The 23,720-nt window shown below is 44.6% G+C and carries 25 protein-coding genes; 14 read left to right on the forward strand and 11 right to left on the reverse strand.

The features are described 5' to 3' along the window. Positions 1 to 33 precede the first annotated feature (33 nt). Positions 34 to 609 carry a C40 family peptidase gene (locus E4N66_RS06255; protein WP_253729382.1) on the forward strand — a complete coding sequence of 192 codons (576 nt, stop codon included), beginning with the start codon at positions 34 to 36 and terminating at the stop codon, positions 607 to 609. Between the two features lie 51 nt (positions 610 to 660). Here the strand turns inward: E4N66_RS06255 and E4N66_RS06260 are convergent, their stop codons facing one another. The 3 genes from E4N66_RS06260 to E4N66_RS06270 form a co-directional block, all read right to left on the reverse strand. Next, positions 661 to 1,734 carry an NAD(P)H-dependent glycerol-3-phosphate dehydrogenase gene (locus E4N66_RS06260; RefSeq protein WP_253674813.1) on the reverse strand — a complete coding sequence of 358 codons (1,074 nt, stop codon included), beginning with the start codon at positions 1,732 to 1,734 and terminating at the stop codon, positions 661 to 663. 13 nt (positions 1,735 to 1,747) lie between these two features. Continuing rightward, on the reverse strand, positions 1,748 to 2,263 hold the full coding sequence (locus tag E4N66_RS06265) for a nitroreductase family protein (protein WP_253674811.1): 516 nt from the start codon (positions 2,261 to 2,263) through the stop codon (positions 1,748 to 1,750). Positions 2,264 to 2,343: 80 nt separating this feature from the next. Then, positions 2,344 to 3,267 carry a phosphodiester glycosidase family protein gene (locus E4N66_RS06270; protein WP_253729383.1) on the reverse strand — a complete coding sequence of 308 codons (924 nt, stop codon included), beginning with the start codon at positions 3,265 to 3,267 and terminating at the stop codon, positions 2,344 to 2,346. A gap of 135 nt (positions 3,268 to 3,402) precedes the next feature. Here E4N66_RS06270 and E4N66_RS06275 point away from each other — a divergent pair, with 135 nt between their 5' ends. The 4 genes from E4N66_RS06275 (at position 3,403) to E4N66_RS06290 (ending at position 6,060) form a co-directional block, all read left to right on the forward strand. Further along, positions 3,403 to 3,573, forward strand: a complete 171-nt coding sequence (locus E4N66_RS06275; RefSeq protein WP_006188141.1) for a hypothetical protein — start codon at positions 3,403 to 3,405, stop codon at positions 3,571 to 3,573. A gap of 290 nt (positions 3,574 to 3,863) precedes the next feature. After that, entirely contained in the window at positions 3,864 to 4,466 is a 603-nt protein-coding gene (locus E4N66_RS06280; RefSeq protein ID WP_253729384.1) for a phosphoribosyltransferase, read from the forward strand. 7 nt (positions 4,467 to 4,473) lie between these two features. Further along, positions 4,474 to 5,364, forward strand: coding sequence for a hypothetical protein (locus E4N66_RS06285; protein ID WP_253729385.1), 891 nt, complete (start codon positions 4,474 to 4,476; stop codon positions 5,362 to 5,364). A gap of 69 nt (positions 5,365 to 5,433) precedes the next feature. Next, complete coding sequence (locus E4N66_RS06290) at positions 5,434 to 6,060, forward strand: ribonuclease HII (protein WP_081984441.1); 627 nt, start codon at positions 5,434 to 5,436, stop codon at positions 6,058 to 6,060. A 64-nt stretch (positions 6,061 to 6,124) separates the two neighbouring features. Here the strand turns inward: E4N66_RS06290 and E4N66_RS06295 are convergent, their stop codons facing one another. After that, positions 6,125 to 6,346 carry a hypothetical protein gene (locus E4N66_RS06295; RefSeq protein WP_044016231.1) on the reverse strand — a complete coding sequence of 74 codons (222 nt, stop codon included), beginning with the start codon at positions 6,344 to 6,346 and terminating at the stop codon, positions 6,125 to 6,127. Between the two features lie 133 nt (positions 6,347 to 6,479). On the opposite strand from E4N66_RS06295, the gene E4N66_RS06300 reads away from it, so the two are divergent. From E4N66_RS06300 to E4N66_RS06310, 3 genes are all read left to right on the forward strand, one after another. Beyond that, positions 6,480 to 6,956, forward strand: a complete 477-nt coding sequence (locus E4N66_RS06300) for a pyridoxamine 5'-phosphate oxidase family protein (protein ID WP_253729386.1) — start codon at positions 6,480 to 6,482, stop codon at positions 6,954 to 6,956. Between the two features lie 20 nt (positions 6,957 to 6,976). Continuing rightward, entirely contained in the window at positions 6,977 to 7,414 is a 438-nt protein-coding gene (locus E4N66_RS06305; protein WP_253729387.1) for a hypothetical protein, read from the forward strand. A 65-nt stretch (positions 7,415 to 7,479) separates the two neighbouring features. Continuing rightward, entirely contained in the window at positions 7,480 to 8,670 is a 1,191-nt protein-coding gene (locus tag E4N66_RS06310; RefSeq protein WP_253729388.1) for an acyl-CoA reductase, read from the forward strand. On the opposite strand, the gene E4N66_RS06315 is transcribed toward E4N66_RS06310, so the two are convergent. The 7 genes from E4N66_RS06315 to E4N66_RS06345 form a co-directional block, all read right to left on the reverse strand. Further along, on the reverse strand, positions 8,653 to 9,216 hold the full coding sequence (locus E4N66_RS06315) for a cyclic nucleotide-binding domain-containing protein (protein ID WP_253729389.1): 564 nt from the start codon (positions 9,214 to 9,216) through the stop codon (positions 8,653 to 8,655). The two genes, E4N66_RS06310 and E4N66_RS06315, sit on opposite strands and share 18 nt — an antisense overlap. A gap of 283 nt (positions 9,217 to 9,499) precedes the next feature. Continuing rightward, positions 9,500 to 10,693 (reverse strand): HD domain-containing protein, encoded by a 1,194-nt coding sequence (locus E4N66_RS06320; protein WP_253729390.1) that lies wholly within the window; start codon positions 10,691 to 10,693, stop codon positions 9,500 to 9,502. 29 nt (positions 10,694 to 10,722) lie between these two features. Next, on the reverse strand, positions 10,723 to 11,523 hold the full coding sequence (locus E4N66_RS06325) for a hypothetical protein (protein ID WP_253729391.1): 801 nt from the start codon (positions 11,521 to 11,523) through the stop codon (positions 10,723 to 10,725). 6 nt (positions 11,524 to 11,529) lie between these two features. After that, positions 11,530 to 13,221, reverse strand: coding sequence for a DNA repair protein RecN (gene recN, locus E4N66_RS06330; RefSeq protein WP_253729392.1), 1,692 nt, complete (start codon positions 13,219 to 13,221; stop codon positions 11,530 to 11,532). A gap of 21 nt (positions 13,222 to 13,242) precedes the next feature. Beyond that, entirely contained in the window at positions 13,243 to 14,094 is an 852-nt protein-coding gene (locus E4N66_RS06335) for an NAD(+)/NADH kinase (RefSeq protein WP_044016245.1), read from the reverse strand. Positions 14,095 to 14,103: 9 nt separating this feature from the next. Further along, positions 14,104 to 15,126 carry a DegT/DnrJ/EryC1/StrS family aminotransferase gene (locus E4N66_RS06340; protein WP_253729393.1) on the reverse strand — a complete coding sequence of 341 codons (1,023 nt, stop codon included), beginning with the start codon at positions 15,124 to 15,126 and terminating at the stop codon, positions 14,104 to 14,106. A gap of 1 nt (position 15,127) precedes the next feature. Next, complete coding sequence (locus E4N66_RS06345; RefSeq protein ID WP_044016249.1) at positions 15,128 to 15,601, reverse strand: chemotaxis protein CheW; 474 nt, start codon at positions 15,599 to 15,601, stop codon at positions 15,128 to 15,130. 143 nt (positions 15,602 to 15,744) lie between these two features. On the opposite strand from E4N66_RS06345, the gene E4N66_RS06350 reads away from it, so the two are divergent. From E4N66_RS06350 to E4N66_RS06375, 6 genes are all read left to right on the forward strand, one after another. Continuing rightward, positions 15,745 to 16,650, forward strand: a complete 906-nt coding sequence (locus E4N66_RS06350) for a patatin-like phospholipase family protein (protein ID WP_253674783.1) — start codon at positions 15,745 to 15,747, stop codon at positions 16,648 to 16,650. After that, the gene (locus E4N66_RS06355) at positions 16,647 to 17,027 is read left to right on the forward strand and encodes a NusG domain II-containing protein (RefSeq protein WP_253729394.1); all 381 of its coding nucleotides are present in this window, start codon (positions 16,647 to 16,649) and stop codon (positions 17,025 to 17,027) included. Before E4N66_RS06350 ends, E4N66_RS06355 begins: the two co-directional genes overlap by 4 nt. 321 nt (positions 17,028 to 17,348) lie before the next feature. Next, positions 17,349 to 18,857 (forward strand): lipoprotein 17-related variable surface protein, encoded by a 1,509-nt coding sequence (locus tag E4N66_RS06360; protein WP_253729395.1) that lies wholly within the window; start codon positions 17,349 to 17,351, stop codon positions 18,855 to 18,857. 93 nt (positions 18,858 to 18,950) lie between these two features. Next, on the forward strand, positions 18,951 to 21,062 hold the full coding sequence (locus E4N66_RS06365; protein ID WP_253729396.1) for a formylglycine-generating enzyme family protein: 2,112 nt from the start codon (positions 18,951 to 18,953) through the stop codon (positions 21,060 to 21,062). Positions 21,063 to 21,463: 401 nt separating this feature from the next. Next, positions 21,464 to 23,188, forward strand: coding sequence for a proline--tRNA ligase (locus E4N66_RS06370; protein WP_253729397.1), 1,725 nt, complete (start codon positions 21,464 to 21,466; stop codon positions 23,186 to 23,188). A gap of 88 nt (positions 23,189 to 23,276) precedes the next feature. Further along, positions 23,277 to 23,519 carry a hypothetical protein gene (locus tag E4N66_RS06375; RefSeq protein ID WP_253729398.1) on the forward strand — a complete coding sequence of 81 codons (243 nt, stop codon included), beginning with the start codon at positions 23,277 to 23,279 and terminating at the stop codon, positions 23,517 to 23,519. Positions 23,520 to 23,720 lie beyond the last annotated feature (201 nt).

The following is a 23,720-nucleotide window of genomic DNA, read 5'->3' on the forward strand; positions in this document are numbered from 1 at the left end:
AATTTTTTCTTGTTTTTAGTATAACTATTTTACATGATTTTGAAAGATATACGAGCATTTTTTTTCTATTTATTTTTCATATTAGCGGCGATACCTTTCCTTTTTGGGGTATCTTCTCCAAAAGATTCTCAACGGATTGCTTTTGTTAATAATGCTTTGAGCTATCTCGGTACGCCCTACCGTTATGCAGGCCATTCTCGTAAGGGGATGGACTGTTCGGGTTTTGTCTTTCGCAATGGGGCTGATGTTCTGAAGCTGCAGATGCCGCGGCGTTCGGATACCCTTGCCGAATATGCAAAAAGAATAACGGATGAAGAGATTCAGCCCGGTGATTTATTGTTTTTTAACACTGCCGGAGGTATTTCCCACGTTGGGATTTATATCGGTGCAGGAAAATTTATCCATTCGGCATCGGACGGTCCCCATACCGGTGTTATTATTTCAAGCATTCAAGAGTCATACTGGAGAAAAACGTACCGTTTTGCAGGCAGTATTATGAAACCGGAGGAAATTTTCTTTGCCGAGGCGACTATTCCATTTTTTTCGCGTACACTTGAGAATTGCCGGCTCCATCCTGATATTTGGGCAAAGGTATCGGATTCTTTGTAAGTGGAATTACCACTCTCTGTAGCGATTCTGATGCAATTGCCTTGTATGCGTTTAATTCTTTGTTCCATTTAAAAGATTTTCGATAAACTCCGCCGGGCATAATTCTTTGTTTAGGATTTTGTAGAGTCCGGTGCAGAGCGGTAACTTTAAGTCGTATTTTACGGCAATCTTGCCGAGGTAAGCGCATGCAACGATACCTTCAGGTAAATAGCCGATAGTGCCGATTCGTGCGATAAGGTCATCGATGCCGTTAAAAGAATCTAAAACCGCTGCAGTGATAATTTCACGGCCAAATTTGCGGTTTCTTCCGTATTTACTGCGGCAGGTAACGTCAAGATCTCCGATACCAGAAATTGATGTAAATGTTTCCGGATGCGTTGCTCCCATTGCTCTCCCTATAATCTGAATTTCGTTTAAGCCGGCCGCTAATAAAAGCGATTCGGTATTATCACCGAAAAAGTCGGAATGCTCGGTTAGCGCATCAAGCATACCGAATGCAATGGCAATCACGTTCTTTGTCGCTGCGCATACCTGTACACCTACAATATCAAGACTTGAGTATACCAGTAGACTGCGAGATTTAAGGATTTCGCGGCACCGGATGGAGCTTAATGGATTTTTTGAAGCTGCAATAAGACCGGTGAGCTTTCCGGCGGCAACTTCTTCTCCATGACTCGGACCCGCGACATAGACAAGGTGATCCCGATAAAAATCGGGCAATTTGTTTTCAAGAGATTCGATGATTAAGTGCGGTTCTCCGTGCTCATCAGGGATAAATCCTTTAGTTAGTACCGCAATGAGCGGATATGTCTGTGTTCCGGTATCGATATTAAAAGGAGGAATCGTTAAGAGCTTGTTTACAGTATCCATTAGATAGAGGGAGGGGCTTGCTAAAAAAAGTACTGCCGCATCCTTGCATACTTCTTGCATATCGACAGAAGCTGAGATCGTTGGCGGTAAGGTATAGTTCGGTAAATACTTTTTATTACTACGTTCGATATTGATGCTTGAGCATACATCTTCACTCCGATTCCAGAGCATAACGCGATGCCCGTTTCGACCGAGTGTACAAGCTATTGCCGTTCCCCATGACCCTGCGCCGAGGATAGCGATCTTTTCATTCATAATAATTTTCCCTCTAGTATATAAATTCTACCGGTTCCGTTCTTTCTTTGATCACCGGTTTTTCTGCAGGATAGCCTAACGCAACAAAGCCGCATATCACATGATTGTGCGGAATATGAAAGGAGTCCAGTATATTTCGGATTTCCGGTTCATTGCATTTATCACGCAATTGGTTAATCCAGACAGCACCCAACCCAAGGGATTCTGCTGCTAAATAAGTATTTTCAATTGCGCAAGACGAGTCGCATTGACCGTACCTATCGTCCTCTGCAAAGCTGATCAAGAGAATCGCATCACAGTCATATATCCGGTAATCGTTGCGGTTATGTACTTTTGCAATCGCCTGTGCGAGTTCTTGAATTTTTTCCCGATTATGTACAACCGTAAATTTTCGTGCTTGTCGGTTTTTTCCTGTCGGGGCAGCTTTTGCACAGTCGGCAATAAGTTTTAGTTTTTCATCTTCAATTCTTTGATCGGTAAATTGACGCACACTTACCCGTGTTAAAATTGCATTGATTACTTCATTCATACTGAACTTCCTTCTTCATGTTTTCTATTTTACATCGCTTGTACTATAAAGGCAAATGTTTCTTTAAACTTAAACGGTCATCATTGGTTAATGATAATACCGATATTATTTGCAACACGGATATGGATATTCCAGTTGCGAATAGGGGATACAATACGCTGTTCTCCATTTTCCTGTAAAACTAACGAACTAGAACTGCCGCCATCGAGTTGCAGTGCATCGTCAGCGCCTAATTCCCGCAGCAGCCACGCCGTTTCTTCAAAGGAAAGACCTTGGCTTCTCTGTTGATTCTCACCTTCTACCGACACGACGAAGAGTGTTTTTCCGTTATCAGTAAGGCCGACGGCAGTCCGTGAATCACGGCGATGAAGTTTTTGCGGAATCACGATACCGTTTCGAAGAATTGTCCAAAAGCCCCCGACTGCATGACGGACATCTGTTGATAATACATCTTCCGTTTGAGCGTCGATAATGCGGGCTGTTTTATCCGCATAAAAAAGCAATGCACCATAGCCTTCGTTCGGCATACTCATCCGGCAGAAATCTGTAATATGAATACCCACGATAGTGCGGTATACACTGAAAAACAGCGAGCCTGTTTTGAACGGAGTGGCATTAAAGGCTGCGATTGTATTGTGCCTGAGTGCAAAATCCTGTGTCGTTTCGCCGCGGATACAGCCTTGGCCGTTTTTAAAGAGAGCCGGTTCTGAGGTTATCACGGCCACAGCGGGATTGAGTAAATCTACTTTCACAACATGAACGATAAGCGGAAATTGCAGATCATTGATATCGGCAGCTTCGACTCCCGGAGATAGGGTACGCCAGTGTATTTCTGTCTGAGCGATAGGCTGATACGGCGTATCTGTGGGGGCAGTAGGAACGCTTGTACATCCTAAGAAGTACCAAAGGCAACACAGCAACAAAAGCAGCGGGAATCTTGGGAGCAGACCTCCGGAAAGGTTTTGCTTATATTGCCCTTGCAGCTGTATAGATTGGAGAAGCACTGGATACTTTTGGAACATAGCGCGAGTATATCACAAAAGAGAATAAATTACAAACACTTAGTTTCAGGGGGGCTTGACAGTCTATTATAAATTTTCTATATTAAAGGACAAAATTTTCATGAGGAGGCTTGAGGTATGGCTGGTGCAAGTAAAAACTCCCGTACTGCTGTCGCTACGCAGAAGTTTAGCTGTCCGTGCGGTGGTGAAGTTGTGTTAAAAACAATGGTTGAAAACGGAAAAATAAAAAATATCGCTGAATGTGCAAAATGTCATCGTATTGAACGCCGACCTAAAGATTTTAAATAATCTTATAAGATACACAGAAGTAGAAGGCTGCCATCGGATTTACCGAAAGGCAGCTTTTTTTATACGCTTTGCCGCTCAATAATTGGGTGAATGATTTATCGTACGTATTTAGATTATGATACGTTGCAAGTTCTATTGAATAAGCAACTTGAAATCGTTATACTAAGAAAATGAGAGCTTTATTTCCTATCACTATTATTTTCCTCAAAATTAAGCAACCGTTCTGATGCGGCTGAGGTTAATGTATTTTAATTTGAAATAAAGTATACATTTAAAGTAAGGAAGCGATTATGAGCAAAGAATTTTTACCCTATGATACGATCCGTAATAACGGGTTCCGTTTGGCGCGCCAAATTTGGGAAGATGGTTTTATTCCTGATGTGATATATGTTTCACTGCGGGGCGGTTCATCTTTGGGAAATGCCATTCATGAATGGTTTAAGTTAGTGAATAGAGATGTGAAGCCTATTTTGTATGCTGCTGTCGTCGCTCATTCTTATTCCGATGCTAATCAGCAGTCAAAAATGATGATTGACGGATGGACATACTCCCCCGAACACCTGCGGAGCGGCGATAAGATATTGTTGGTTGATGATATTTTCGATAGCGGTGCTACAATCAATTATCTTGTATCGGCTTTCTTGGAAAAAGGTATTCCGCGGCGTGATATAAAGATAGCCGTTCATGATTATAAGGTTTTCCATAATAGAAAGAGCAGTGAACCTATCCAGCCCGATTATTGGTGCAGAAAGCACGATATCTATGCCGATAAAGATAGTCAATGGATCCACTATATGAGCCATGAACTGACCGGTTTAACTCCTGAGGAACTTGAAAAGTACTACTATGCGCAATATCCCGAGCTGCGCGAAATTTTTAAAGGTGTTTTATAAGAAACCGATGTACAGGAATGGTAAACCGTTATTATGCCTTTTTGCATATTTCTTTTTTTCTCTATCCCTTTTTGCTGTTGAGAGTAATTTAGTCTTTTATGTAGATGCAGCTATACCTACCACTACTGAAAAAGGTACGTCCGATAGTCCGTTCACTTCTCTTGAACAGGCAGTTGCAGCTATCTATGACCGAATAAACCGGCAAGAAACTCCGGTAAAGAACGGTAAACCTGCTCCGGTTTCTGTTTTTCTTCGTTCCGATGTGTATGTTGAAGAAGCTGTGTTTCTTACGGCTCCGATTAAGATACTCGGTGAGAATGCTCCGGTAATTACATTCGGAGAAAATGCCGGTTTTGTCGTTGAACGTACTTCGTTGGAGATAAAAGGATGCTCGATAAAACGCATAGAACGGTTTACGGAACCGCGTATTGTACCTGTTTTATACGGTTCGAATGCTTCCCTAACGCTGAATAGAGTTTCAATTACCGTAGAAGAGGGCGGCGATGCCGTGATTCTTCGGGATAGCCGTATCACGTGTACCGACACTTCTTTTACTTCCGGACAAACTGCGCAGGCTGTATTGGTGCGTGCCAAAAACAGCACCGTGTCTGCGCTGCGCAGTACTTTTTCGGCATCGGGATTAATGGTTTTATGTTTTGATTTTGTAAAAACACAGTGTACGCTGACCGATACGGTTTGTAATCTTACTGCGCATTATACCGGAAGACTAGCTGCGCTTACCGATTCAACCGTCAAAGTCCGAAAATTGCAATGCTCGTATACCTCGCCTTTATTTGAAATGATGGATGCGGCCGTCATTGCCGATAATGCTTCTAAAGCTGAATTGCCGAAATCTGTTGAGTTAACAGGATTTACGGAAGTGCTTATTCGTAGATAGCGTATTATATAGATACATAGAGCATTGTGAAGGGTACAGTGATAATACAGAAAATAGGAAAAATGTCTGATGTTGTTTTGCGGTATTGATGAAGCGGGGAGGGGGGCATTGGCAGGCCCCGTATATGCTGCGGCTGTCATTTTGCCTGATACCTTTGATATTTCGATATTGGATGATTCAAAAAAACTATCCCCTAAACGCCGCGAAATGGCGCGGGCTGCTATTCTTGACGGTGCACTGTATTGGCAGATTGCATCGGTTCCTTCCGAACAAATAGATAAAATCAATATTTTACAAGCAACGCTTACCGCAATGAAGCAAGCATTTGAAACTCTATTTACACGGTATAGGCGAGATAATACTAATACAGCGGTTGGTATTGAACAGGATTTAACGGTTATTGTTGACGGCAATCAACTGCCTAATATCGGCGGTAATTTTACGCTTATTGCGGAACCTAAAGCTGATGGACGGTATCCGTGTGTGATGGCCGCTTCTATTCTGGCTAAAACCGAACGGGATCATTGTATGATGGAGTATCATAAGCAATATCCGCTTTACCGCTACGATCTGCATAAAGGCTATGGGACACAGTTGCATCGTTCTCTTATCGGACTATATGGCGCTTCTCCTATTCAGCGGCAGAGTTTTAAGTTCAAAAAAATTCCGGCTAATCTTACAGCTGATCATATATAAGGCAGATAGTTCTACATTTTAGAGAGTACCCCGTATTTTAAGGTATGCCTAAATTTTCCGATTCTTATTTTGCCTGCTCGGTAGGTGTGTTATCTTTTTTAGCTTCTGCCGGCGGTTTTTGCAAATTTTTTTGGATTCTGCTTTGTAGGGAGGAAAGTCTCGGTTTTTGATACTGCACAATATAGAATACAAGATTTAAGTATAATATAAGCAGTATAGTAACGATAATCACTTCGGGAGAAATAACCACATTCTTTATCAGGGTAAAAAGTTGTGAGAAGGTCATATTAAAGGCATCGGCAAAAGCACGGATAACTTAAGATATTGATATTTCCATACACAACAGCTCGCAATCATGTAGAAATCATGTAGCGGGATGTATATTTATGGTATATACTATCTAACGGAGGTTTTTATTTATGAGAAGATCAGATCGAGAAGTAACGGATTGTCAACAAATATATGCTATTATTGAAAAGGCAAAGGTTGTGCATATTGGGATGATCGATAATGACCATCCGTATGTGGTGCCGATGCAGTACGGTTTTATATTTACCGACGGCAGGCTAACTCTCTATGTGCACTGTGCAAAAGAGGGGCGTAAACTCGACATTCTTAAAAAGAATCCGTGCGTTTTTATTGAACTTGAGACTGATGTTGCAATTGTTTCCGGCGGCGACATTCCGTGTAAATACGGTTCGGAATATGCCAGTATTATGGGAGACGGAACTGCGGTTATTGTTGAAGATGTTGCAGAAAAGATTTCCGGATTGCGACTTATGATGAAAACACAAAGCGGCCGAGACTTTGAAATAACCGAACAGATGGCAGCATCGGTTACAGTATTGCGTATCGATGTTCCGTATGTAACGGCAAAAAGCAGAGCTAAGGCTTAGGTTTAAAAGGAGAGATTACCATGTGTGAAGAGTGTTACGTAAACAAAAACAGAATTACGCCGTTGCTCAATCCTGTAGACTGTTTAGAACATCATACGCAGTACATTTGCGGGACATGCGGACGGTGTATTTGTATTGACCGTGATCCTAAACGAGGTTTACAACGATGGAATTTTCCGTTCAAGTCATTGGAAATTGCAAAGCTCTATTTACGGACAGCAGATTATACGGAAAAACAGCCTTGCGGTATTTACGAAATAGAAAACAGTAATGGGAAGAAATCCTATAAAATCTTTCCTTCATATAATGATGTCCTGTTATTTTTAAAGAAAAATAAAGATAAACAATGTAAGCACACTGCCCCTCTTTTTACCATTGGGGAATATAAAGAGTATCCGCATACACAGATACGCAAGTTGACTGCTGCTGAAGTAGAACAATATATGAGTGAGCGTTAACACTAAATACTTTGAGTTATCGTGTATTGAGTATCTCTCAAACTTGTATGAAGGATGATACAACCATGCAGACGAAAACCTCTGTAACATTATTGGCTGGCGTTTTGCAGCCGGAAAGGGACCCGTATCCCGTATTTTCACCGGAGGCAATGGAGTTCCTTGCTGCGGTATCGGCTGAAATCGGGGCATCGGAACTGCATTCCATACCGGAAATTGCTGCATTCGGCTTCTGGTGCCGCAGGGCGCATCTTGAAGCTTTGGCTAAGCGCCATGCTTCACCCTTTCCGCGTCTCGGCCGGGGGCTTGCGTTCCATATTGCGCCTTCAAACGTGCCGACGATGTTTGCCTATTCATATACAATCGGGTTGCTTGCAGGGAACGCAAACATCGTGCGGCTGTCGGAGCGGGGCGGGGAAATCGCTACAATGCTCTGCGCCTGCATCGGCCGAGTGCTGGATCGCCTTGAGTTTGAACCGATAAAACGGCGGACATCGTTTATCAGCTATGGCAGGGATGATGCGGTAACCGCTGCGTATACGACCGAGTGCGATGCGCGGGTAGTGTGGGGCGGGGACGAAACGATACGCCGCATACGTACGCTTCCGCTTCCACCCCATGCGGTTGAACTGGTATTCCCCGACCGTTGGTCGTTTGCGCTGTTCAGCCAAGCGGCGTTTTCCCAAGCGGATGAAGAAACGCTCGCCGCATGGGCGCACCGGTTTTATAACGACACGTATTTGATGGATCAAAATGCCTGTTCCGCCCCGCACCTTGTCGTGTGGGAAAACGACGGAGGTGATACTACAGTGCGTCTCCGCTGGTGGGAAAAGGTTGCAGCGGAAGCTCAAGCTGGGTACCGGTTCGGCGCCTATCAAGCGGCGCGGAAATACGAGCAGCTGTGCCTTTCTGCGATGACCTTACCGGAGGAAATATCCGTCAAGCAGTATGCGGGGAATCTTTTATATGTTGCGACTTTGGCAAAGCTGCCCGCCAATGCGGTGGAAACATTGCGCGGAACATTCGGCTTTTTCTTTGAAACTGAAATCCGCAATAAAGAGGAACTGCTGCCGCTGCTTTCGTTCAAGGTGCAGACGCTCTGTGCGGAAGGCTATCGGCGGGAAGAACTCGCACACTTTTTTGCGCAGCGGTGTTCGGCAGGTATCGACCGCATCGCCGCGTTAGGGCAGGCGATGGAGATGGATACGATTTGGGACGGTAAAGATTTAATCGCGGAATTATCACGGCTCATCGTTTGAGCCGGAGCTTTCGTCTTGTTCAGTTTCTTGGAACATATCGACCATTGCGGTTAAATACTCTTGTGCAAATTCCATACTGCGTTCGTCGGCGAGCTCTTCATTCGCGCTGCGCAGCTTTTGCAAAAGACTGAAAACGATATATGTCATCATCACCAATCCCGCCTTGGGATAGGCGTTAATATATTTTTTGAATTGACTGCGGGAAAGGATCAACACAATCGTGTCTTCGGCAGCGCGTACCGTTGCGGTGCTGAGTTCATCTTCCAGGAGCGCCGACTCGCCGACCGAGGCGTGATCCCGCAGTGTTGCAACGTGAACCTGCTTATTCCATTTGCCCTGCTTTATCACGTCAAGAGAGCCGCTCATTAAAATATACAGATCGGCATTTATGGTGCCTTCCGCAATCAGCACCTCACCTTCGTCAAATGCACAAAGCTGAGAAAACTGCGCGAGCGCTTCAAGTTCGTCTTCGGCAATGCAGGATAAAAAAGACACGGCCGATAATTCATTCCGCAATAGCGGTAACGGGATTTCTACAATATTCATACACTCATGCTCCTAGGGTAATTACATCAGATATTTTGTTGAATATCCCGCAGAATAAATAGGTTGTTCGACCAGAGTTGAACCGCTTTGCGCTTCAAATGGTCTCACAACCTATTTATTCTGCGATATGTATTTATTTATCTGATGTAATTACCCTTCTCATTAAAATAAAGGGGCTGTCCAAAAACTTCAGTTTTTGGACAGTTTCCTTAGATTTAGATGCAACCGCTTTAATTATTTTTGGTGCGGTTGCCCTGTTACACACCTCTTATGTACACGCTTTTTAGCGGTATGATGCAAAAAAGCTTTCTAGGGAAAAGCCGTTGATGACGGTGTTTTTGCCGTAGTGGTGCAGGATGTTTGCCCTGCCTTCTTCCAGCTGTTCCGACCTAATGCCGAAGTTGATGGAACTGTCGGCTTCTACAAAGGCCGCGATGTGATCTGCTGCACGGATCAGTTTACCGTCAATCCCGCAGAACTGAGGCGCCGTGTATGTCGTATTCAACTCTTCGCTTGTTACGCAGCGGATTTCTCCGTCCAGTTTAATCCGATTTTCAAATTCATCTTGAATAAAGTACAGCACCTCTTCGCGGTAAAAGTCGTCCATCAACGGGAGCAATTCCTTTGCAACAATTTCATCTTCAATATGCTTAACTACCTCGGGCAGGCGATCGGTCGCTTGCTTTACCGGAGAAATAATATCGCGGGTAACCGCCTCCGGCAAATCGTGGAACAGCGCTGCAAAAAAGTTCATCGAAAGACGATGCGGCGCCAGCTTGAGCGTGCGGCTCATTAAGAAAACCAGTGCGGCAACAAAGTACGAATGTCCGAGCACCGTTGTTGCCGGTACCCGCGGCGTTTGATTCCAACGGGTTTGGAACCGTAGTTTTTCGATTTCGGTAATAAAATAGTACGGTTGCTGCCGCGTTGTCAAAAGCTGTACGCCCTTTAAGTCCATAAAATCGGCAATATCCGTCTCCAAACATTTGTCGATTTCAGTCAGCCGGAAAGGTTCGTTCACCATGCGGATCATATCAAGCTCGCGCATTGCCGAATATTTATGGGCAGCACGCAGTACTCGAAAACTTATGTCCGTAGGATCAACCGGATCAAAGAGGTAGGCGGCAAACTCATCAAGAAAAAGCGGGTCGGTAATAATTGTCTTGTATTTATCAAGCACCCAGCGGTTGAGTTTTTTGTATTCTTCGGGATATTCCGAGCGGATAATGCGCTGTACCGGCGACTTCATATCGCAGAGCGCGATTCGGCGGAGCAGCTCAAAGAACGAATGATTAATGATAGTCAGCCAATTGACCGTCCTTCCGTTCTTTTCTTCATATTTGCCGATGATAAAACTGAGGAACATTTTTTCTGCCGTCTTATCCATTTCGACGATATCGAAGGGGCGGACTAAATCGTTCCACCGCTGAATGGAAAACGCTTCAAAAAGTTTGCATACGATTTCTTTATTAAACATTGTTATTCCCTATTTCGGTTTTGCCGCTCTTACGCTTTTTTCCGCTTCTGTAAATCTTTTTCCATCTTCTCGGACCATATACCGATTTGCCGTTTTACTTCTTCCGCCGCACTCCGCTCATTCAGCAAAATATGCATACGCCGCGCAGCTTCCAAATACTGAATAGCAATTCTGAAATCCTCTATACTGGCGGTTGCCGTTTCATACCGCGCACGGTATTGGTCGGCTGCCTGCAAGAGTAGCTTTTTTACCAACTTAAGATGGAACATCGTGCTTTCATAGTCCGGTGAACGTGGATCAAAGCCTGTTTCTGCAGTATCCTTTAAATCGAGGATGTTTTTCGCAACCGTTGCATATCGTCCTTGAATTTCTACAAACGACCACTTCCATTTGGTATTGCCGCTGTACGCGCGGATGACAAGGTCTATCACCAAGCCTAATTTTCGGATTAAATAAAACCGCTGTTTTTGAGGCACGTGTTGAATTTTGCGTACTTTTTCCTCATAGTCCGAAAAAGGTGCGTCGATAAAGTTTGAAACAATTTCTTCGAGATTGATAATAACCTTGTAAATGGCTTTTCGCGCTTCATTGAGCAGCGTTTCGTTTTTTCGATTCAAAAAGGAGACCGCTATTTGGTACATTCCCAAATAGAGCGTTACCACATATATCAGTTCATCGACGAGCATGATTTTTTTATACATACCACCTTGAGGATCGCTTGCGATAAGCTCTGCCATCGCTTTTTCCTGTTTGAGTATTTGGTCGATTTCCTCCTGATAGTAACGGAGTTGTTCTTCGTATATGTTTGTACCTTGTTGTGGATTATCCATATCGCGCTATCCTATACTTCCATACCTTGATAATAACTCTTTTGCGTGAATACGTGAAGCGGCACTCACCTCATCGCCTGCCAACATCCGTGCAATTTCTTCAATGCGGGTGTCTCCCTCTATTGTTTTGGCAGATGTGCGGCTTGTATGTTCGGATTGTATCTTCAGTATCTTAATATGAGTATCGGCAGCGGCGGCAATAACTGCAAGGTGCGTAATACAGAGTATTTGCTTATTACCGGCCAATTCTTTCAGATGTTCTGCAACAGTGCGGGCAACCTCTCCGCCGATACCGGTATCTATTTCGTCAAATACCAGGGTATCCGCTTCATCGGCGGCAGTCAGGACGGTTTTCAGCGCCAGCATGACACGCGAGAGTTCGCCTCCCGACGCTATTTTGTTGAGCGGTTTGACCGGTTCTCCCGGATTGGTGCTGATTAAAAATTCTACCGAATCAAACCCGTAGAGACCGGCAGTCTGTTTATTTCCGTTCGGTTCGGCTGCTGTAACCTGCACGGTAAATACCACCTTGGGCATACCGAGGCGGGTGAGGGTAGTTTGAATTTTTCGCTGAAGCTCTGCCGCTGCGGCTTTCCGCTTCTGAGATAGGGCGGTACCGGCTGCAAAAAGTTTTGCTTCAAGCTGAGGAACTTCTTTTGCCAGAGCGGTTTTATCCTGCTCGCTTTCGCCGAGGGAATCCAGCTCGGATTGTGCGGCCTCCCGATAGGCGAGGATATCCTTGATGGTTGCGCCGTATTTTTTCTTGAGCTTATTGATAAGGGAAAGCCGCTCTTGCACCTGTTCCAGCCGATTGGGGTCAAATACCAGTTTTGAAAGATAGGAGCTGAAAAATTCGCCGATATCCTGCATTTCGTAGTAGGCATTTTCTATCCGCTCGGCATATTCGTGAACGGCGGGGTCGATAGCGGTAACGCTGTCGGAGATATGCTGTAGTTTTTTAAGCTGCGGTACAATGCCTTGTTCCTGTGTACACAGGTTTTGCAGCGTCTCGACTTGTTCATACAGTTTTTCATACTGGCAGAGCTTTGTTTCTTCCGCCTCAAGCACCTCGTCTTCATCCGGCTGTAAACGGGCATTGTCGATTTCGTCGATAACAAATGCAAGATAGTCTACCCGCTCTGCACATTCTTTTTCGGAATGTCCTATCGTTTCCAGTTTTGCTTTTATTTCGGCGAGGCGGGTATAAAGAAGGCTGAATGCGCGTACCTCGTCGAGGATACCTGCATAAGAATCCAAGAAGCGGCGGTGCTCTGCCGTTTTAAAAAGAGATTGATGGTCGTGCTGACCGTGAATATCGACTAGAAAAGAGGTGAATGCTTCAAGCTCGGCGCGGGAAACTTGTGTGTCTTGAATCCAAATACCGCCGCGGCCGTTTTCTTTCAGTGTGCGCCGTAACAGTATCCGGTTATTTTCCGGTTCTATGCCGCGCTCGTCAAGCCATGCGGCGGCTTCGGGATGGGTGTTCGCAAGGTAGAACGTACCGGACATCGCCGCTTCGGAAGCGCCCGTGCGGATAATATCCGTAGTAACCTTCCCGCCGAGCAAAAAACTGAGTGCTCCTATCAAAACGGATTTTCCCGCGCCGGTTTCTCCCGACAGTACATTCAAATGAGCGTTAAAATCGAGAGAAAGCTCGTCGATAAGCGCAATATTTTTTACCGAAATGGTTTCGAGCACATCAACCTCCGCGCCGCAGTGTTATTCCTGCAACGGACTTCCCGACCACGCTAATTTTGACCGGAGCGCCGTGTAAAACGCTTCCGGCGAACACCCGATGAGTTTTAGTCGGTGGCGTGACATTTTAATTTCAATTTTGTCGCCTTCGCAGAGCGGAAACAACTCCTGTCCGTCTATAGATACAATAACATCTTTTTGACGATTATGCAAAACCTCAATACGCATCGTACCGGAAGCAGGCAATACGACCGGCCGGTTTGACAGTGAAAATGCCGAAATGGGTGTAAGAACAAAGGCAGCAACGGTGGGATCCATAATCGGTCCGCCGGAGGCTGCCGAATATGCGGTAGAACCGGTCGGGCTTGACACGATAACGCCGTCCGCCCGATACACGCCGAAAGAGATTCCGTTAAAGGAAAGTGCAAGGTTTATAAGCTTTGCAATGCCGCCGCCTGAAACAACAACATCGTTGAGCGCATCAAAGGAGCCGACACACTCGCCGTTACGATACACGGCGGTAGAAAGCATCAGCCTCTCGTGATGTTCCGCATTTCCTGCGAGGTATTCGCCGAGCGCTTGTTTCCAATGCGCCGGTTCAACGCCCGCGATAAAGCCGAATTCACCGAGGTTAATGGGAAATACCGGTATTTTTTTCGGTGCACAGTACCGTGCTGCAAACAGCACCGTCCCGTCCCCGCCGAGGCAGACGGCAAAATCATACCGTTTTCGAATCGGCTTTGCAGGAGACAAGCCGTCATATTCATAGATGTCTGCTTGAATCCCGTTTTCTTGCAAAAACTCCGGAAGCTCCTGGGATATCTCCGCTGCGTGCGGTTTATAGGTTGTTAGGATGATAATGGCGTTCTTTTGCATACGTGTCCGTTACGGCAGTGTTCCTAATACCTTTGCAATCTTTGCAGCATTATTGAGACCGAGCCGGGGATAGAGGGGAAAAAGTACCGTCCGCAGCAAAAGCGAGGCCGCATTAATGCATGTATTTTCTTCTTTTAAAAAGTCCGCAATGGAATTGGTAAAAGCGAGTTCTATCTCAATATCTTTGCGGTTAACGTATTGTTTTACATCTTTAAAGCCGCTTTCAAGTATTACTGGAAAGGAATAGACGGGGTTTTTTACTCTTTCAGCAAATACGAGCGGCTTATGCCTCGTTTGTAAAAGTGAGCGGAGATACAGCTCCCGCATTTCGTCGCGAAGCTGGAGGTTTTTTTCCATATTTTTAAGCTGTACAAAGGCGAGGGACGCATTAATGTCGGGCAAGAAATCGGTTATCGGAATAGTTTCCGCCATGTTCTTTAACACGGAAGCATTGCGCCGCTCTGCAGCAATGAGGATGCCTCCGCCGCCGCCCGTTAAAATATCCCGTTCTTCGAGTCCCAGTATCGCAAACGAACCGAACGTTCCTGCCCGCTTTTCCCCGTATAAGGCGCCGGCGCTTTGGGAAATGTCTTCGATAATCGGAATTGAAAGAGCTGTAAACGCTTCCATATCGGGGACGTTGCCGAGTGTTTCGTGTAGAACCAGCACTCTGCCGCCTTGCTTAATACCTTCTTCAACCGCTTCAGGTGTAACCAAACCGGTTAACAGATCGACATCCAAGACAATCGGTGTAAATCCGTTTCGTGCTACTTCGATATATTGCCACGAAGGGGCGAGCGCTGACAATAAGACGCCCGCTTTCTCAGGGAGGTCGAACATCTTGAGCGTATAAACCAATGCCATCGCCGGACTCCGTAAGGCAAGGACTCCTTCAGCCTCATAGAGTTCGCGTACTAATTTAATGAGTTTTTGATTCATCTCACCCGGGCCGATTTTTTCTTCGACCATACAGGTGAGTACGGCATCCATTTCAGAACGCCGAATAGTAGAGCTATAAACAGGTATCGGCATATTAGAATGTGGTAAGTTTTTGTAATTCTTTCGGATTAAACAGTCTGCGGATATCCAATAGGATGAGATATCCAGAGTCTTGGCGGATAACTCCGTTAATATATTCGGTACCGATACCGGTAATCATCTGCGGCGGCGGCTGAACATCTTCTTGCCGTACCATAACAACACGTGCGATGCGGTCAATGACAATACCGATCTTATATTTTCCGATTTTAAGGATGATAAATCCTCCCAAATATTCATCGTCTCCGTCCAAATCCGCCTTTTTAAGGTGGAATCGTTTGTGCAAACTGATAATCGGTATAATTTCATTTCTCAAATGGAAAAAACCTTCGACGTAATATGGTGCATTCGGAATCTGCCGGACTTCTTGAACCTTTACTATCTCTTTTACATCCATTATATCGACACCGTAAAGCTCTTCACCGAGCTGAAAGGTAACCAATTGAAACTGCGCGTCAGTAATCGCCATATCTATCCTCCGCTAAAATTGATAACGCCGAACGTATTTCAAAGATACTATAATTTATAACTTTCTTCAAGCAGGCTATTATAGAGTGTAGGGTAAATGCACTATAGGCGTATACTGCATTTTTTTGTATACTACCAGTTACTATGAAATGGGCACTTGTGTTATCGGGAGGCGGAGCCGCAGGGCTTGCGTATATCGGCTTTTTTAAAGCACTTGAAGAATTGAATCTTCCTAAGCCTGATTGTATTGTCGGCTGTTCAATGGGATCTATTATCGGCGGCTTATATGCAAGCGGAAAATCGGTACGGGAAATGGAAGCCGTTTTTGAAGAATCTTTCGATATTAACCGGTATGTCGGCGGCAGCGGCGTGCATATTCCGCTTTTAAAACACGCACTTAACCAGATTATTCACTACGGTACGTTGATTACCCGTATGCTTTCCGGCACGGGAGCCGATTCGGGAGAAAAAGCCCATAAATTCTTTATGGAACTCTCCGGCGGTAAATCGTTTAATGACTGTACCATTCCCTTTTTGTGCAATGCCTTCGACCTTTGCAGCGGAAAAGAGGTTGTACTCAATTCAGGACGGTTAGCGGATGCAATGAGGGCGAGTGCTTCGTATCCCGGTCTTTTTACACCCGTTAAGCGGCAGAATGAAATGCTGATAGATGCGTGCGTGATAGATAATACTCCTGTTTGGATTGCCCGCGAACAGGGATATAAAAATATCCTTGCACTGACTTTCGGTGCTTTTGAACCGGTTACTACTTCCGAATTAGATAGTTCGGTCGCGGTACTGATGAGGACGCTTGCCTGTACTACCGCTCATATTGCACTGCAGCCGAATGAATACCCTACTGCGTTTATCAATTTGACAAGTGTCCGGTCATCCCGTGATTTTTCGGATCCTAAAAAACAGATTGAGTTCGGATATCATAAAACAATGGATAACAAACATTTACTGCAAGCCTTTTTTGCGGAAGGTATTAACGGTAAGATACAACGGGCGCTTTTAACCCGGAAAACAAAAAAAGAGTACAGCGTATGATTTCTATTTTCCGCCGCTTGCGTGTCCTTGATTATCTGATCTTTGCCTCCGTTATCACTGTTTCTTTATGGGCGGGCTTTTTCCTCTATACCGGAGAGAATCACGTACAGCGGCTGGTGATTGAAACGCCAAGCGGTAAATGGATATACCCGCTTACCGAACCGCGCACGGTAGTTGTATCCGGCGCAATCGGCACTACTACCATCCGGATAGAACATAATACCGCTTTTATTTCCGATTCGCCGTGTCCCAATAAAACCTGTGTGAATGCTGCAGCACTCAAAAAAGCAGGGGATTGGAATGCCTGTATGCCTAACAGGGTTTTCTTGCATATTGAAGGCGGTACTTCCGAAGATATGATTCTGCCGCAGAACTAAAAATCGGTATTATTCCGAAAATCTAAAAAAATATGCTTTAGTCTGCTTGATTCATTCACAGAAATTCTATATAGTCGCCGTGTAAGTTAAAAAGATATCCGTGTAACGGTCTTTTTCAGCAGCCGGTGGCTTAAATTGCTATAAAGTCATTCGACATTTCTATTACAAATACGTTTTTATTATCAAAAGTTATACAATTATTGAGGCATTGACGGGAAACCGGCTAAGGGCAGCGTTTGCCTTTTAGCAATTCCTATAGGGTAAAACGAAAGAACCGGGTTTTAAAGACCGGGAAATATTTTTTTTGATGAGGTATAAATAATGAAGAAACTAATACTCTGCATAACAGCAGTGATAGCTATCGGAATGACAAGCTGTAATTCGCCGTTAGATCATAAGGGGTCATCGGAAACACCCGGTGTCCCATCTACTCCTCCGCAAAATTTGATTACATTGACGGAATCGGACGTGCTTACGGTGTTCTCTCTCTCAAAGGGACATATCACCGCTTCGGCAGCCGCCAAAAAGATTGCAAACGGCACTCCGGCAAGCGGTATTACGTTTACCGAAAGAAAAATGATTGCGTATGACGATGAAGCAGGAACATTTACCGTAAAAGTAAAGGGGACGAAAGACGGTAAAAACTTTTCCCAAAAGATTTCCGTAACCGGATTTACGCATCCGCTTGCAGGGAAAACGATACAATCGATTGCCGATTGTGAGCTTAATTTGGACGACGCTATAGAACACAATTATTCGCTTGCAAAATATATTGAAGAAGTAAATAAAGACCCGAGCGGAAAAAAGCTCGTAAAAAAGTTGTCGTTTATGCTGAGTGATTCCGTAACGACCATAGGACTTGGTGAACACGACAGCTATACGCTGACTGCAAAGGCGAAAAAAGGCACGCCGGATACGAAGATAGTGGTTCAGCCGAGTGTTATGTTCCGAAAACTCACCGAGGGTGGGACAGAAACACTTGTCAAGAATACGGCATTTTCGTTTACCCATTTAAATTCGTCGCTGAAAAAAGACTATTTTGAAGCAAAGGATGTATTCAAGTATATTTTGGATAAAACCGCCGATATTGCCGTAAAAGCCGATCCGGAGGAATTTGCATCATCCTTTTATGCTTTTGCAAAAAAATCCGACAGTATGCCAGACAATCTTTTTACAGAGGAATTTAAAGCAGCAGTTAAAAAATATGCCGATCTGTATCAGACTAAAGATACGGGTGAACACCTTAAAATCGATAAAATTACATACGGTATCGCTCAGCCTAAAAACGGCGGAATCGATGCCGATGACCACGCAGGTACGGTGAAGATACATCTTTGTATTGCGACAGAGCAACAAATTGCAGATAAAAGCGGTATTACGGCTATTAAACTTATAGCAAAATCGGGGTTTGCAAAGATAACCAATGCGGATGAATTGAATAAACAAGTTCTTTTTTTCGCAGTTGTTTCTAACCCAAATCCTTCAGCTATGGATATACAAGCTTGGAAAGATAAAACTTTTACAAACTACCGTTTACTGAGTGTAAATAATAGTAATGGAACTGTTACTCCCAATCCCATTATCAATCCTCTGCCCGGCGGTTCAGGTAAGCCGTTTCAGTTGTGCGTAAATGGAACGGATAATCTGGCTTCACAATTGGGATGCGGGCATTTTGGGGCTTCTCGTACTAAAAATGGGAAATTAATTTTTATAGAAAATATAGTTTTGGACAAAAAACAGAATGAAACGGATCTTAAAATAACGGTACAGTTAAAGGGTTTCACTGATTTTTTGACAATAGTAACTAACCCGGGGCAGGCATATAGATAAGATTCACCCGTTTGTCCGCACAGGCGCAAACTTATCCATTGAACCTGTTTGGAAGCGCAGTTATCGAACAGGTCGATTATACGAGGAGAGCTTATGAAAAAGATACTATTGACTATAGCAGCGGTGATAACGCTTGCTGCATTTTTTGCAGGATGTAAAGGTCCTAATACTCCCTCCAAGGAGCCGCAGCCGTTACCCCCGTCTTCCCCACAGGAGGAGGGCGGAAGCGGCGGCAGTTCGACACCTACACAAATAACGATAACTGTTGCGGGAGATGAACACGTTACGCTTAAAGCGGAAAAAACATTTACGGCAGATAAAGGCAAAACGTGGCACCAATTACAAGCATTGGCGGAAGATAAAATCGATCACTACAACGAACATTACGGACTCGATAAATGGAAACTTACCAATGCTGCCGGTCATGATTTAATTGCGGACTATGTTTTTAATGCAAATACAACCGTTTTTGTTGTAACAAAACAGATCACAACGCCGCTGCCGTCTAAGATTACGATAACGGTTGCGGGAGACGCAGGGGTTATATTAAAAGCTGCTCCTACATTTGAAGTGGCTCCGGGCAAGCGCTGGGATGAAATCGAAGCGCTTGCAAAAACGAGAATACAAAAATATAAGTCTCATTATGAGCTTAAAAACTGGCGTCTTAGCAATGCTTCAGGGCAGGTTTTGGATGACAGCTATATAACTTCGTTTAATGCCAATACTACCGTCTTTATAGAAACAAAACCGGTAGATATACAGCTTACCATTAAAGGAGAGCATGTCGATATCACTTCTCCTGCCGAAATGTATGTACCTAAGGGCACAAAATGGAGCGAAATAAAAACCAGAGTTATGGATAAAGTTAGTCAAAAACCCGGTTTTGTCATACTTGCATGGAAAAAAGGCAGTAAAACCGGTATCGAATTTTACGATAACTTTCAATTTAGAGGAAAAACAACGATATACGTCGAAACAAGGCCGACAGATGTTACCATCACGATAAAAGGAGATGGTCATGTGCAGCTCGGTGCGTCTCCTACAATCACAAAGCCATATGGCGTAGAATGGAGAGAAATAAAAGACGAAGCAAAAACTAAGATAACCTGTACCCCAGGCTATGTGTTTGCCACATGGAAAAAAGGCAGCACAACCGGAAAAGAGCTGTTTGACATTGATGATTTTGAAGAAGACACCGATATATATGCGATAACACAACAAGTTCCCGTTCCCGACGGTGTAAAGGTAACGCCTCCTACAGGCGGTATTACCGGACATGTCGTTTCGCATACCTTGCCAACCGCCGACGCTTCATGGAAAGGCGTATTTATCAATGGACGCACAGTCAATTTAAATGCCTATACTATAGGTAAATACGAAGTTAGTGTGCAAATATGGAATGAAGTGTGCGAATGGGCTCAAAGGAACGGTTATTTGTTTGAATTTGACCCTAAAAACGACGATACTCCTACCCAAGCTAATCAGCCGATGGCAAACATAAGCTGGACTGACTGCATAGCGTGGTGTAATGCATATACCGAGATGAAATTCGGAAACACGGAACAGTGCGTATACCGCGACGGATCGCCATCGGGGAAGGTCATAAAACAGGCTTTCCATGGTGATAAAGCATATTGCGATTTTTCTAAAAAAGGATTCCGTTTGCCGACGGAAGCCGAGTGGGAGTACGCTGCCCGCTGGCAGGGTAACGACAGCACCAATGCCGAACAATACGGTACTGTTTATTTAACCAATTTGAATTCGGCAAGCGGTGCAACAAAGCCTGTTGGCTTTGAAGGTATGGCAATGCCGTCCGGTGAAAGTTATGAAACCTTATGCGCAGAAACCACCCGTGTTGCAGTTTTCAATAAATGGTGGAACGGCACGGAATTTGCATCACAAAGTCCCTCCGTACCTGGTAGAGCAAATGTCGGAGACAAAACAGCCAACAAATTGGGACTGCACAATATGAGTGGCAATGTTGCAGAATGGTGCTGGGATTTATATACAACCATAAATGCAAGTACAAATGCCTATCCTACCGGTCCTTTTCCGGACTATGAGACACAACGGGTAGTACGCGGCGGCAACTGGTCTGAAAGTACCGGACAAGCTGTATACGACTGCATGACCGGCAAGCGAAAATCAAAAGGTTCCAGTGGAGCTGATCCTATCAGAGGCTTCCGCTTAGTCTGGAAAGAGTAGCCGGTAGTTATTTCCCAACACGGACGGTTTGTTCGTGTTGCAGGGATTCCGTATGTTTTTATTCGTGCGGAATCCCTGTTAGCCTCTATATGCTCTACTTTACATAAAAAAAGAAATTCTATATGCTTCCACTCTGGTTTAAGGCAGTGAGGTATGAGGGCAACCGTATCGGAGATATTTCAAGCGGTTGCATTCCTTATTGTGCGAAATTTTTCTAAAATTTCGCACAGTTTATTTTAGAAGAAGGGTAATCACATCAGGTATATACATAAAAATCGCAGAATAATATAGGCTGGGCGACCATTTGAGCCGTGAAGCGGCGAAACTCTGGTTGAACGGCCTATATTATTCTGCGGGGTTGTAAAAAGAGTCTGATGAGATTACCCTGAGTGAGGCATAGTGTGAAAAGATCTCAAACGTTTATTCCCACATTACGGGAAACACCTGCGGAAGCAGTCGTTGTCAGTCATCAATTATTATTACGCGCCGGAATGATCCGTAGATTGGGGAACGGGCTGTTTAATTATCTGCCGCTCGGTTTACGCGTGTTCAGAAAGGTTGAAAACATCGTACGGGAGGAAATCGACGCTACCGGATGTTTGGAGTGTAAAGCTTCGGTTGTTGCTCCGGGCGAGATTTGGCAAGAGTCCAAGCGCTGGTACACGATGGGAGACGGGCTTCTAAAGATGAAGAACCGCCTCGGTCAAGATCTCGTCGTGAGTCCGACAAACGAAGAATCGTTTACCGCCCTGATGCGGTACGAGCTCGGTTCGTACAAGGATTATCCGCTTTCCGTATATCATATTAATACAAAATACCGGGATGAAATTCGTCCGCGCTACGGGTTAATGCGCGCCCGTGAATTTACGATGAAGGATGCGTATTCCTTTCATACAAACGCTGACTGTCTTGATAAAACCTACCGTGCATTCGGCGAAGCATACGAAAAGATATTCCGCCGTTTCGGTTTAAGTATTATACGGGTTCGGGCGGACTCCGGTTCTATGGGAGGCAGCGGCTCCGAGGAATTTATGATTGAATCTGCCATCGGGGACGACACACTCATCCTCTGCCCGCAATGTCGCTATTCTGCAAACGAAGAAAAGGCTGCCTGTGCACCCGATCCCTACACCGAACTTCCCGAAACAGCGGAAAAATGTACGAAGCTGCCGACACCCGATGCCCGCACAATAGAAGAATTAGTTGCGTTCTTGCACACTTCGCCGAAAGCATTCATCAAAACCTTAATCTATCGTGTAAAGGATTCCGAGGTTATCGACTCGGAGTTTGTTGCAGTGTGTATCCGCGGTGATTTGGAAGTAAACGAAGCAAAATTAACGGCGGTACTCAAGGCCGCGGAAGTTGAACTTGCCTCTAATGCGGATGTTGAAGATATTACGGGTACCGTAGTCGGGTTTGCCGGTCCTGTCGGCTTAACCAAGGCTCCCGTATTGGCTGACGAAAGTGTCATGCTGATGCATGATGCCGTTGCGGGTGCGTTGGAAAAAGATATGCACTATGTTCATGTTGAACCGAAACGGGATTTTACTCCCGCGATGGTGTGCGATGTCCGTGTCGTAAAGGCAGGCGATCTTTGCCCCTTGTGCAAAACACCGTTTTACAGCAAAAAAGGCAATGAGCTTGGACATATCTTCAAACTCGGTACAAAATACACTGAAAGTATGAATATGACTTACCTTGACGAAAGCGGTCAACAGCAGTACCCTTTAATGGGGTGCTACGGTATCGGTATCGACCGTGCTCTGGCATCGATTATCGAAGAGCATCACGATGATAACGGAATTATCTGGCCGATGAGTGTTGCCCCGTATCATGTCGGTATTGTACCGATACAATATGAAGGAACCATGAAGGCTGTTGCTGACCGGCTGCACGATGAACTCACAGCTCGCGGTATTGAGGTATTGCTGGATGACCGTGTAGAACGTCCGGGGGTTAAGTTCAAGGATATGGATCTTATCGGCTTGCCTATCCGGCTTGTTATCAGCGATAAGAAACTGCCTGATATTGAATTTAAGTTCCGTTCGGATAAAGAGTCGATGAATATGCCGCTTGAGGGTGTTATCGATTATGTTGTGCAACGCGTTCAGCGCGAATTAAAGTAGGTATGGGGTGTCTCTCTGATCTAAACGAATTGGGGTGTCAGAGAGTACCGCATTATAGTAATCATAAAACTCTAAGGAGGGTTGTGTTATGAAAAAGACGATTTTATGTATGTTGATCGGTTTAACACTTATGGCGCCGCTCGTGTTTTCCGATGGGGTCGGTTTTTCGGCACAAGTGAGTCCTGTCGGATTTATGAATTTTAATGTGTGGACAAAGTATGATAAAAATACTATCGCCGATGCCCATGCAAAGGTGAAAAATCTATTCACTGGAGATAAATTCTTTCACGACGGCTATAATATGTATGCCTTAGGAGTAGATAAATGCTAATGCTAGTATTTACTTCAAGAATGGTGCTAAGGATATTAAAAAGATGACATCCGGGCTTTTGGCAAACAATTTTACCGCACGGTTAGGAATTGCTTTTAAGCTGTAGAGACTCCTTGGGCAATATCTTTGTTGCATTGTGTTTGTGCGCTTAATTCGAATTTCTTGTCCTGCTTGTCTTTTTATTCTTCCTTTCGTATACTG

It is taken from the genome of Treponema sp. OMZ 857 (genome assembly GCF_024181085.1).
Classification (GTDB): Bacteria; Spirochaetota; Spirochaetia; order Treponematales; family Treponemataceae; genus Treponema.

Bases quoted from the DNA above. Each gene is read 5' to 3' on its own strand.
- E4N66_RS06285 (WP_253729385.1), top strand. From the start codon at position 4,474: ATGTACAGGAATGGTAAACCGTTATTATGCCTTTTTGCATATTTCTTT.
- E4N66_RS06295 (WP_044016231.1), bottom strand. From the start codon at position 6,346: ATGACCTTCTCACAACTTTTTACCCTGATAAAGAATGTGGTTATTTCT.
- E4N66_RS06350 (WP_253674783.1), top strand. From the start codon at position 15,745: ATGAAATGGGCACTTGTGTTATCGGGAGGCGGAGCCGCAGGGCTTGCG.
- E4N66_RS06265 (WP_253674811.1), bottom strand. From the start codon at position 2,263: ATGAATGAAGTAATCAATGCAATTTTAACACGGGTAAGTGTGCGTCAA.
- E4N66_RS06315 (WP_253729389.1), bottom strand. From the start codon at position 9,216: ATGAATATTGTAGAAATCCCGTTACCGCTATTGCGGAATGAATTATCG.
- E4N66_RS06320 (WP_253729390.1), bottom strand. From the start codon at position 10,693: ATGTTTAATAAAGAAATCGTATGCAAACTTTTTGAAGCGTTTTCCATT.
- E4N66_RS06345 (WP_044016249.1), bottom strand. From the start codon at position 15,601: ATGGCGATTACTGACGCGCAGTTTCAATTGGTTACCTTTCAGCTCGGT.
- E4N66_RS06280 (WP_253729384.1), top strand. From the start codon at position 3,864: ATGAGCAAAGAATTTTTACCCTATGATACGATCCGTAATAACGGGTTC.
- E4N66_RS06275 (WP_006188141.1), top strand. From the start codon at position 3,403: ATGGCTGGTGCAAGTAAAAACTCCCGTACTGCTGTCGCTACGCAGAAG.
- E4N66_RS06305 (WP_253729387.1), top strand. From the start codon at position 6,977: ATGTGTGAAGAGTGTTACGTAAACAAAAACAGAATTACGCCGTTGCTC.
- E4N66_RS06360 (WP_253729395.1), top strand. From the start codon at position 17,349: ATGAAGAAACTAATACTCTGCATAACAGCAGTGATAGCTATCGGAATG.
- E4N66_RS06290 (WP_081984441.1), top strand. From the start codon at position 5,434: ATGTTGTTTTGCGGTATTGATGAAGCGGGGAGGGGGGCATTGGCAGGC.
- E4N66_RS06325 (WP_253729391.1), bottom strand. From the start codon at position 11,523: ATGGATAATCCACAACAAGGTACAAACATATACGAAGAACAACTCCGT.
- E4N66_RS06255 (WP_253729382.1), top strand. From the start codon at position 34: ATGATTTTGAAAGATATACGAGCATTTTTTTTCTATTTATTTTTCATA.
- E4N66_RS06340 (WP_253729393.1), bottom strand. From the start codon at position 15,126: ATGCCGATACCTGTTTATAGCTCTACTATTCGGCGTTCTGAAATGGAT.
- E4N66_RS06310 (WP_253729388.1), top strand. From the start codon at position 7,480: ATGCAGACGAAAACCTCTGTAACATTATTGGCTGGCGTTTTGCAGCCG.
- E4N66_RS06355 (WP_253729394.1), top strand. From the start codon at position 16,647: ATGATTTCTATTTTCCGCCGCTTGCGTGTCCTTGATTATCTGATCTTT.
- E4N66_RS06300 (WP_253729386.1), top strand. From the start codon at position 6,480: ATGAGAAGATCAGATCGAGAAGTAACGGATTGTCAACAAATATATGCT.
- E4N66_RS06260 (WP_253674813.1), bottom strand. From the start codon at position 1,734: ATGAATGAAAAGATCGCTATCCTCGGCGCAGGGTCATGGGGAACGGCA.
- E4N66_RS06365 (WP_253729396.1), top strand. From the start codon at position 18,951: ATGAAAAAGATACTATTGACTATAGCAGCGGTGATAACGCTTGCTGCA.
- E4N66_RS06335 (WP_044016245.1), bottom strand. From the start codon at position 14,094: ATGCAAAAGAACGCCATTATCATCCTAACAACCTATAAACCGCACGCA.
- E4N66_RS06375 (WP_253729398.1), top strand. From the start codon at position 23,277: ATGAAAAAGACGATTTTATGTATGTTGATCGGTTTAACACTTATGGCG.